Annotated in this window: 9 protein-coding genes; 5 read left to right on the plus strand and 4 right to left on the minus strand. The window is 65.7% G+C overall.

The features are described 5' to 3' along the window. Positions 1–1283, minus strand: a 1283-nt coding sequence (locus tag QZ772_RS11565) for an FAD-dependent oxidoreductase (RefSeq protein WP_295526150.1), incomplete at its 3' end; no start/stop codon positions are given. A 4-nt stretch (positions 1284–1287) separates the two neighbouring features. Beyond that, on the minus strand, positions 1288–2274 hold the full coding sequence (locus QZ772_RS11570; RefSeq protein ID WP_295526154.1) for a tripartite tricarboxylate transporter substrate binding protein: 987 nt from the start codon (positions 2272–2274) through the stop codon (positions 1288–1290). Between the two features lie 124 nt (positions 2275–2398). Here QZ772_RS11570 and QZ772_RS11575 point away from each other — a divergent pair, with 124 nt between their 5' ends. The 3 genes from QZ772_RS11575 to QZ772_RS11585 all read left to right on the plus strand — a co-directional run bounded on the left by QZ772_RS11575 (position 2399) and on the right by QZ772_RS11585 (position 6203). Then, positions 2399–3286, plus strand: coding sequence for a LysR substrate-binding domain-containing protein (locus tag QZ772_RS11575; RefSeq protein ID WP_295526156.1), 888 nt, complete (start codon positions 2399–2401; stop codon positions 3284–3286). 456 nt (positions 3287–3742) lie between these two features. After that, positions 3743–5005 (plus strand): serine hydrolase, encoded by a 1263-nt coding sequence (locus QZ772_RS11580; RefSeq protein ID WP_295526158.1) that lies wholly within the window; start codon positions 3743–3745, stop codon positions 5003–5005. A gap of 841 nt (positions 5006–5846) precedes the next feature. Next, a complete protein-coding gene (locus QZ772_RS11585) occupies positions 5847–6203 on the plus strand; it encodes a DUF1679 domain-containing protein (protein WP_295526162.1) in 357 nt (118 codons plus the stop codon). Between the two features lie 111 nt (positions 6204–6314). On the opposite strand, the gene QZ772_RS25505 is transcribed toward QZ772_RS11585, so the two are convergent. Continuing rightward, positions 6315–6587 carry a hypothetical protein gene (locus QZ772_RS25505; protein ID WP_366510581.1) on the minus strand — a complete coding sequence of 91 codons (273 nt, stop codon included), beginning with the start codon at positions 6585–6587 and terminating at the stop codon, positions 6315–6317. Between QZ772_RS25505 and QZ772_RS11590 the strand changes: the two genes are divergently transcribed. After that, the gene (locus QZ772_RS11590; RefSeq protein WP_295526164.1) at positions 6474–6845 is read left to right on the plus strand and encodes a hypothetical protein; all 372 of its coding nucleotides are present in this window, start codon (positions 6474–6476) and stop codon (positions 6843–6845) included. The genes QZ772_RS25505 and QZ772_RS11590 overlap by 114 nt on opposite strands. Positions 6846–6948: 103 nt before the next feature. Here the strand turns inward: QZ772_RS11590 and QZ772_RS11595 are convergent, their stop codons facing one another. After that, complete coding sequence (locus tag QZ772_RS11595; RefSeq protein WP_295526167.1) at positions 6949–8364, minus strand: PLP-dependent aminotransferase family protein; 1416 nt, start codon at positions 8362–8364, stop codon at positions 6949–6951. 203 nt (positions 8365–8567) lie between these two features. Between QZ772_RS11595 and QZ772_RS11600 the strand changes: the two genes are divergently transcribed. Continuing rightward, positions 8568–9563, plus strand: a 996-nt coding sequence (locus QZ772_RS11600) for an ABC transporter substrate-binding protein (protein ID WP_295526169.1), incomplete at its 3' end; no start/stop codon positions are given.

Genomic DNA, 9563 nt, shown 5'->3' on the forward strand with positions numbered 1-9563 from the left:
CGCCGCAGCGCCTGCACGTCGATGGCGCGCAGGTCGGCCCCACCGTCCGCGCGCACCGCCATCGCCGCCGCCGTGCCGGCCGCCTGGCCCATTGCCATGCAGATCGTCATCACCCGCACCGCCGCCAGGGCCTCGTGCGTGGCCGAGATGCCGCGGCCGGCCACCAGGGCGTTGTCCAGCCCGCGTGGGATCAGGCTGCGCAGCGGGATGCGGTAGGCATGCTCATCGCCCAGCGAGCGGTAGGTCAGCCCGCCACCCTCGGCGGGGTGGATGTCGATGGGATACGCGCCCGCGGCAATCGCATCGGCGAAGGGTTCGGGCCGCAGCAGTTCCTCGGCGGTGAGCACGTGGTCGCCGGCCACGCGCCGCGTTTCACGGATGCCGACCTGGGTGCCGAAGTTCAGCAGCCGGCCCCGCTCGCAGCCCGGCAGTTCGCGCTGCAGGAAGGCCGCGGCGCGCCAGGCCTGGCGGCGGCCCTCGATCTCGGCCCGGCCCAGGGCCATGGGGTCGGTGGCGTCGATGCCCAGGCGGCTGATGTTGAACCAGCCGTCGTCGGAGAACGGGTCGCGCGCCAGATGCAGCGCCGCCCGGGCCAGCTCGCCCTGCTCGAAGCCGCGGCGGGCGATGGCCTCCTTCTCTTCGCTGCTCAAGGCGTCGAGCCGCGCGAAGTCGATGGGACCGAAGCGGAACATCATGGTCGCGGGCTGCAGCGCCTCGCCATCACCCAGTTCGAGAAAGGTGGCGCCGGCATGCTTCATGGCGTCCATGTCGCCCGAGGTGTCGATCAGCACCTGCGGCCGAACGGTGCGCAGGCCGCCCTTGGTCAGCACACGCGCCGACACGATGCGCCGGCCCTCGCGCTGCACGTCCAGCAGCGTGGCATGCAGCAGCGGCTGCACGCCGGCCTCGCGCACCAGGTCGTCCAGCACCAGCTTGAGCAGCTCGGGCGCGTATTCGACCCGGTCCATCCGGTGGCCGGTGGACATGACGAAGCTGTGATGCTCACCCGCGCCACCGTAGTCGCGCAGGCGGTCCACCACCTCTTGCGCCAGACCGGCCACCACGCGGCGCCCGGCCGCCGTCTGCCAGCTGTTGAACTGCGCGACGGCGCCGGCCGTCGCATTGCCGCCGAGGAAGCCGTAGCGCTCCATCAGCACGGTGCGGGCGCCCTGGCGCGCGGCGGCCACGGCCGCCACCGTGCCGGCCACGCCGCCGCCGCAGACCAGCACGTCGGCCTCGATGGCGGGCAGCGTTTCGGCCAGATTTGGCGTCGTCAGCGTCATCGACTCAGCCCGCCTTGATGCCGCGCGACTTCACGATGTCGGCATAGCGGCGCGTCTCGGCCTGCAGGAAGCGGGCGGTGGCCTGGCGGTCCATCACCACCGGCTCCACGTTGAGCATGGCGAACTTGGACTTGACCGTCTCCGACGCCAGCACCTTGGCCAGGGCTGCTTCGAGCCGGGCCAGCCCGGCCGGCGCAATGCTGCCGTGCGGTGCCAGCAGGGCGGCCCAGCCGCGCACCTCCAGCACCGGATAGCCCAGCGACTTGACCGTCGGCACACCCGGCAGGTCGGCCACAGGCTGCGACGAGGAGACGGCCAGCGCGCGCAGCTTGCCCGCCTTGATGTGCGGCGCCACGCTCGGCAGGTTGAGAAAGCCGAAGCCCAGCAGGCCGCTGATCAGGTCGGGCATGAGCGCACTTTCGCCCTTGTAGGCCACGGGCACGATCTCCGCGCCCACTTGGCCTGCGAAGATCTCCGAGGCGATGTGCGCCAGCGTGCCATTGCCGCTGTTGCCGGCGCTCAGCTGCCCTGGCTTGGCCTTGGCCTGCGCCACCAGCTCCTGCATCGAGCGGATGGGCGAACTGGCCGGCACCACCAGCACCAGTGGCTGGTCGGAGACCATGCCCACGGCATCGAAGTCGGCGATGGGGTCGTAGCCGATCTGCGGATTGAGCGCGGGGTTGATGACCATGCTGTTGCTGGCCATCAGCAGCGTATGGCCGTCGCGCGCCTGCGCCGCGGCCATCACGCCGATGGCGCTGCCGGCGCCGGGCTTGTTCTCGACGATCACGGCCTGGCCGAGCAGTGGCGACAACAGGTCGCCCAGCACGCGGGCCGAACTGTCCGCACCGCCGCCGGGCGCGAAGGGCACGATGATCCGCACGGTCTTGGTGGGCCATTCGGCCTGGGCGTGGCTGGTGAAGGGAAGGGCGCCCGCGCCAGAGACGGCGAGCCAGCCGAGCGCAGCCCGGCGGGTGAATCGAAGGGTCATGGAATGCGTGTCTCCGCTCTTTCGCAACGGCCGGGATCATGGCCGCTTGCGGGCTTGCCGTGAAATACCAAGACGCGCGATCTGCATAACATGCCGTTATGCACGCCCAGCCCTTTCGCCGACCATGAACCTGCGCCAGATCGAAGTCTTCCGCGCCGTGATGCTGGCCGGCTCCATCACCGATGCCGCGCGGCTGCTGCATGTGTCACAGCCCGGCATCAGCCGCATGCTGTCGCACATCGAACTGCAACTGGGCCTCAAGCTCTTCGAGCGTGCCCGTGGCCGGCTGCGGCCCACGCCCGAAGCGCAGGCGTTGTATGAGGAAGTCGAGTCGGTCTACCGCGGCGTGCGCGGCATCGAGACCCGTGCCCAGGCCCTGCGCGATGGCACCGGCCTTCGCCTGCGCGTGCTGTGCAGCCCCAGCGCCGGGCTGGAACTGGTGCCGCAAGCGCTGCACGCGCTGTCGCAGCGCTTTCCTTCGGCGCAGCTCTACATGGAGACGCTGCGCGCCCGAGAAATGGTTGGCCAGTTGGTGCACCACGAGGCCGACATCGCCATCTGCACCTTGCCGGTCACGCATCCGCTGCTGACCGCGCAGACGCTGGGGCACTGGACGATGGGCTGCGTCTTTCCCGCCGATCACGCCTTCGCCCAGCGGCGGACCGTGCGCATGACCGATGTGCTGCGTGAGCCGCTGATCGCCTTCAGCGAGGACACGCCGCAAGGGCAGTTGATGCGCAAGGCGGCGGAGAACGCGGGGCAGGTGCCGGCCTCACGAATCGAAGTGCGCTCGGGCCAGGCGGCCTGTGCGCTGGTGGCCAGCGGGGCTGGCGTGGCGCTGGTGGATGACCTCACAGCTCGGGCGTGGCAGAACGAGCGGCTGGGATGGCGGCCGATCGCGGCGGCACCGACGCAGCCCGTGCTGGCGGTGCGTCATGGGGCGATGCCGCCGTCGAGTTTGGCGGATGCGTTGGTGGGATTGGTAGGGAACCAGCTGAGAGAAAAGCGGTGAGCCCGTGCTGCAAACAGGGCTGCGTTCTTGATTGACCTGGGGCTTCTATCTCTGGGGCATGGGCGACGCGCGGTTGGCACCATTCACTCCGCAAGAGCCGACTTGCATTTATGCTGATCAAGAGGACCGTATCCTGTTGACGGCAAACGGCCAAGAGCGGTCGGTCGCGCAATTGGGGAAAATTCAGGTAGAAGCAGACGTTCAAACTTCGCAACTGCCGAGTTCTGCTAGACAGAAGACAATTTCGGCGGACTCGCTGGGTCCTAGATGGAATAGAGAGACCTGCGCATGAGACGGATCGTCCTCGCCATGTTTTTCAGCGTCTGCTGCGCTTCTCCAGGATCGGCTGCACCCGCGCCAGAGTCCTGTAGCGCGCCACAATCAGGCCCAGACGGGTGGAGTATTGAGCAAAGTCCGCTTCATGGCGGATTCGACCCCAACCTGCTCTGTGATGCGATGCGGACGTTCGTCGGAAGCCCCCGCAATCGGCACAGCCTCGTGGTCGAGCGTCACGGCAAGCTGGTAATCGATGCCTATCGATCCGGGCCAGACCGATCTACCTATGCCGTCTGGGCAAGTCGGAACAAGTTCGACAAGGACCAGCTCCACGACGTCCGTTCAATCACTAAATCGGTAGTGGCGATGCTTTGGGGCATTACCGAGAGCGGTCGCGTCGCTCCTCCCCTCACCACCCCCGTCCTTGATCTCTTGCCTGGTCTCAACGATCTGCGCAGTGGCGGGCGCGAGCGCATCACTGTGGCAGACATGCTTTGCATGCGCAGTGGCTTGGCGTGGGATGAAGCCGGCGGCTATAGCCGCTGGACGAATGATGAGAGAGGTCTTCTCTGGCGGGGTGATCGCGCGCGATACGTGTTCAATAGGCCGCTCGCGGCATCTCCTGGAGCGCTGTTCAACTACAACGGCGGACTTTCCGCAGTGCTGGGACAGCTGCTGGAGGAGCAAACCGGCACCAGTTTGAAAGACTATGCGGATCGATGGCTGTTCACGCCGCTTGGCATCACTGAATGGGAGTGGGTAGGTGACTTGCGTGGCCGGACTCGGGCATTCACGGGACTGCGGTTGCGCCCGCGTGACCTCGCGCGGCTCGGCCGACTCATGCTCCAAGGCGGCGAGTGGGAGGGTAGGCAGGTTGTTCCACAGGCTTGGGTTCAGATGCTGCTTTCTCCTTGCGCTCCGGACGGCGAGGAGTTCGGCCACCACTGGTGGTCCGGGAATGTGTTCGTCCGCGGCAAGGAGGTTCGCTGGCATGCGGCGTTCGGCAACGGCGGCCAACGCCTGTTCATCGTTCCTTCCCTGGACTTGGTGGTCGTGATGACCGCTGGAGAGTACGACGATGGAAGCGTCGGTCGTGCGCAACGACACCTCCTGCAGCAAGTGGTGGCTGCGACCCTGGAACATGCAGGCGAATCGTCGGCGGCTCCAATGGCTCTCGTGGTCGAGCCGGTCGAGACGCGTGCTACCTTTAGCTCGGTGGCGCAGGAAGATGGTGGGACGCGGACCTACGTACGTTTGAAGGTAGTGCCCAGTGCGAATCTGCCATTCACTACTCTGCGTTTTCGCGTCCGAGATCCAGCAATCTTGGCAGGGTTGCGCGAGGGGGCATCCGTCAAGTTTCGAGCCGAGCGCATCGACGGCGAAAACTCCCTAACTGCGATCCGCGCCGTTCCGCCGTGCGCTCGCTCTCAGCCTTGCGATTGACCGCTACGATTCCGCCGCGAAAGCTTCGGTCAAAGTGCAATAGAAACATCAGGGTTCAAAGGTATGCTTTCACGACTGCCGCATGTCCTATTGGCCCTTCTCGCCCCATCGACCAAGGGCTACTGTCGGCCAGAAGCGCTCGTTCACGTCACTGAGGGGTCACATTGGACAGCTTAATTCTGGAGCGCCTTCTCGCGCCGGCGACCTTGACGGCGCAAATTGCAAGCTGCTTGAACTTAGACGGCGTCGTACTGCTATCAGCAACGTCCAGGGACATCGACGCGCCGGGTCATCTTTCCGATTTGGTGGGCGTGACGCTGACGTGGAACGGACATATCGGCGCTCCGACTCGGGCTGTGCTGAAGGTTTCTCACGTTGGATACGGCCAGCCGGAGTTGCCGTTTTACAAGAACATTTCGAGCCGCTTGAATTGCGAGGTCGTCCCCAAGTTCTACGGAGGTGGAGTGGACGAACCCACGGGACGAACGTGGCTGTTGATGGAGGATCTCTCCGGTTCGCACGAGCGTCCCAGCGATCCTCCCTTGCCGCCGACGTTCGCGCGGAGTGCAAGCATAGTGGGAGCGCTCGCACAATTTCACGCTGCTGGATGGGAAAAAGAGGAGTGGCACGACATTGGTCCAACGTTGTGGGAGCGGCTTCGGAGCTCAGACTGGCTCCCAGCGGCATGTGATCGATTATTTTCCAAGGCAGGAGATGCTCTGGGGAACAGCACGCGAGACGCCTATGCGCGGTTTCTGCTTGACTATCCGGTGCTCGTCGAGCGAGCCGATCTGCTTCCGGGGAAGACGCTTGTTCATGGGATGCTCACGTCTGGAACTGGATGCTGCCATGCGACGCGGCGACCAACATCCCAAAGCTTATTGACTGGGACGGCTGGCATTTGGGCGTTGGCGTCTGGGACCTCGCCTACATGATGGCCGCTCAATGGGACCGCGGAGTGCGCCAGCGTTTTGAGATGCCTTTGCTGGACCGCTATCACGCAGCGCTCACTGCTTCAGGAGTGACGGGGTATTCGCGCGAAGCACTTCAAGAAGATTACCGGCTCGCCGTGCTCCTGCACATGCGCACGCCGATCGCGCGATTTGCCAAAAGCATGTCAGCCTACGTGTGGTGGCCTCAACTCACGCGCGTGGAGCACGCGGTGGAAGACCTTCGCTGCCTTGATCTGTTGGCTTAGCCGGCGAGCCCAGCAACCGCTTTGGGAAGAACCGAACTTCGGCTTAGGGCCCTGAGCCGACCTTTGCCTGGCCCGATAGCAGTCTTTCAGGACGCGCGCTGGCCGGCTTGCTCAGATGTCAAACGACGCGTTCGCTCCCTTCGTGACGAAGCTCACCTCGAATTCTTCGCATTCGAATTCGTCGGGAGGCTCCCAAAGCTTGCTTGCCATCTCGAAGACATGGTCCGGTACGACCATGGAAAATGTGGGACCTCGCTCTTCGTTCCTGCATTGAACACGCGCACGACGAATTTCCAAGGGTGCGTCGAGGACATAGATGTGAGGCGGAAATCCTTCGTTCGTGATCATTCGACAGAACTGGATTCTTGGTTGCTGCTGGATCAGGCCAAGTTCGAGCACAACGTCTCGACCCGACGCCAGTATTCTGCGGCTGTGGCTCTATATCAGATCCAGCAACCGTTCCTTTCGCTCAACATACCAAGGCACAAAATCGCCGCCCGGGCGGTCTGGGCTGAACAGCGTCGCAAACCACTCGTCGAGCGGGATGTGCACGCCGTTGCTGCTCGCAGCCAGAGTCGCGCCAAAGGTGGATTTTCCAGCCCCTACCGGGCCTTCGATCAAATGAACTCGGGACATCCTTGACAGACACTGATTAAGAAACGGGCGGGACTATCACGCGAGCTCCAACGCCTGCTTCTGGCCGGTTTCGGACCATCCAGTAAATGAGTGGGATGGATTTTCCATATTACTTGCGCCCCTCCGAGGCCTCGCGGGCCACAAATTCATATACGCGCGCATCATCCGCATACGCCGCATTGAACCGCATCCACCCCGTCCGCTCCGCCGTCGGCCGAAACAGATGCCCCGGCGCCAGCAGCAACCCCGCCGCCACCGCCCGCTGCGCGACAGCTATGGCATCGACGCCCTCCGACGGCAACCGCGCCCACAGAAACGGCCCGCCCGCCGGCTGCCCGAACACTTCCAGTCCCGCCTTCGCCAGCCCCGCGCACACGGCCACCTGCGCCTCGGCCAGCCGCTGCGCCAGCCGCGCCACGTGGGCGCGGTGCTTGCCCTCGGCCAGCACGGCATGCACCAGCCGCTCGTTCATCTCCGAACTGGTCAGGCTGTCGCCCATCTTGGCGTGGATGAGCTTGTCCACCATCTCCTCGTTCGCGGTGACGAAGCCCACGCGCAGGCTGGGTGAGACCACTTTGGAGAAGCCGCCCACGTAGATCACCCGCCGCAGCTGGTCCAGGCTGGCGAGGGTGGTGGCGCCGGGCGGCTCCAGGCCGGCCATGACGTCGTTCTCGACGATGGCAAAGCCCAGCTGCTCGGCCAGGCGCAGCAGCTGATAGGCCTTGGCCGGTGCGCAGGAGGAGCCGGTGGGGTTGTGCAGCTGGGTCTGGATGAAGAAGGCCTTGGGCCGATGGCGCTGGGCCAGGGCCTGCAGGGCCACGAGGTCGGGGCCGTCCTGCAGGCGCGGCACGCCGACCAGGCGCGCACCCTGCTGCCGCAGCGTCTCGAAGAGGTTGGTGGAGCCGGGGTCGTCCACCAGCACGGCATCGCCGGGTTGCAGCAGGCAGCGGCCCGCCAGGGCCAGAGCCTGCGTGGCGCCGTGGGTCAGCACGACCTGGTGCGGCGGCGCCTGGATGGCTCGCGCGCCCAGTTGCGCCTCGATCTGCTGGCGCAGCGGCAGATAGCCATGGGGCGAGCCATAGCGGGCGAGGGCGGCGCCCTGCTTGCGGGCCAGGCCCGACAAGGCCCGGCGCACTGCATCCGACTGCAGCCACTCGGGCGGAATCCAGCCGCAGCCGGCGTTGAGCAGCGAGGCGTCGTCCTCGTACACCCGTCGGATCAGCCACAGCGAATCGACCGCCGTGCGGCCGACGAAGGGCTTGCGCCGCGCGGCCTGGCCTGCGGTATCGCCATGGGCCGCGACGTAGTAGCCGCTGGCGGGCCGCGCCTCCACATAGCCGTCGGCCACCAGGCGCTGGTAGGCATTGGTGGCCGTCATGGTGCTCACGCCCGACTCGCGCGCCAGCTCGCGCACCGAAGGCAGGCGTGCACCGACGGCGAGCCCGCCGCGGTCGATTTCCAGCGCCAGCGCATCGCGGATCTGGCGCACCAGCGGTACGTCGGAGTGGGGGTCGAGCGAAATCATGGGGGGTCGGGGTATGGCGAGGGCGGTTGTCGAAGCACTGAATGGGTGCATGCCGTGCACCTGTCTGTGATCGCGCAGTTGGACTGTTCTAGTGCAGCCTTGATCAACTGTACATATTCAATTGCGGCGATTTTTGTCCCAATCCATCCCCACCGGCAAGCCGGATCTTTTCCTGTCTTTCCACCGCCTACTTCGGAAGCTTCATGCACACCCCCAACCCCTTTGCCGCCCGCCCCGTGAGCCGCCGTGCCCTGTCGAAGTGGGCGGCCTGCGCCGCCATGCTGGTCGTGACGGCCGGCACCGCGCTGCCCGCGGCCGCGCAGAGCACCACGCTCAAGATCATTCCCACCACCAACATGACGGTGCTGGACCCGATCTGGACCACGGCCTACATCTCGCGCAACTTCGGCTACATGATCTACGACACCCTGTTCGGCACCGATGCCCAGGGCAAGATCCAGCCGCAGATGGTGGGCAAGTGGAGCGTGTCCAAGGACAACAAGACCTGGACCTTCCAGCTGCGCGACGGCCTGGAGTTCCACGACGGCAAGCCGGTCACCAGCGAGGACGTGGTCGCCTCGCTCAAGCGCTGGGCCAGCCGCGACACCTTCGGCGGCCAGCTGGCCAAGGCCATCGACAAGTACGAGACGCCCGACGCCAGGACCTTCGTCATCCAGCTCAAGGAGCCCTTCGGCCTGGTGACCGAGGCGCTGGGCAAGCCCTCGTCCAACGTGCCCTTCATCATGCCCAAGCGCGTGGCCGACACGCCCGGCGACGTGCAGGTCAAGGAAACCATCGGCTCCGGCCCCTACGTCTTCAAGGCCGACGAGTTCCGCCCTGGCGAGAAGGCCGTCTTCCTCAAGAACGCCAAGTACAAGCCGCGTGCCGAGGCGCCCTCGGGCACGGCCGGTGGCAAGAATGTGTACGTGGATCGGGTCGAGTGGCTGTTCATCCGCGACGCGCAGACGCAGCTCAATGCGCTGCTCAATGGCGAGGCCGACATCCTGGAGCAGCCGGCCTTCGAGCAGTACGCCACCCTGCGCAGCAACCCGGCCATCGAGCTCGTCGACGCCCAGCCCGCGGGCAACCAGTTCATCCTGCGCTTCAACTTCCTGCACGCGCCCTTCGACAACGAGAAGATCCGCCGCGCCGCCATGCTGGCCCTGGGGCAGGAGGCCTTCCTGCGCACGCAGGTGGGC

This window comes from uncultured Pseudacidovorax sp., assembly GCF_913773995.1.
Lineage (GTDB): Bacteria > Pseudomonadota > Gammaproteobacteria > Burkholderiales > Burkholderiaceae_C > Xenophilus.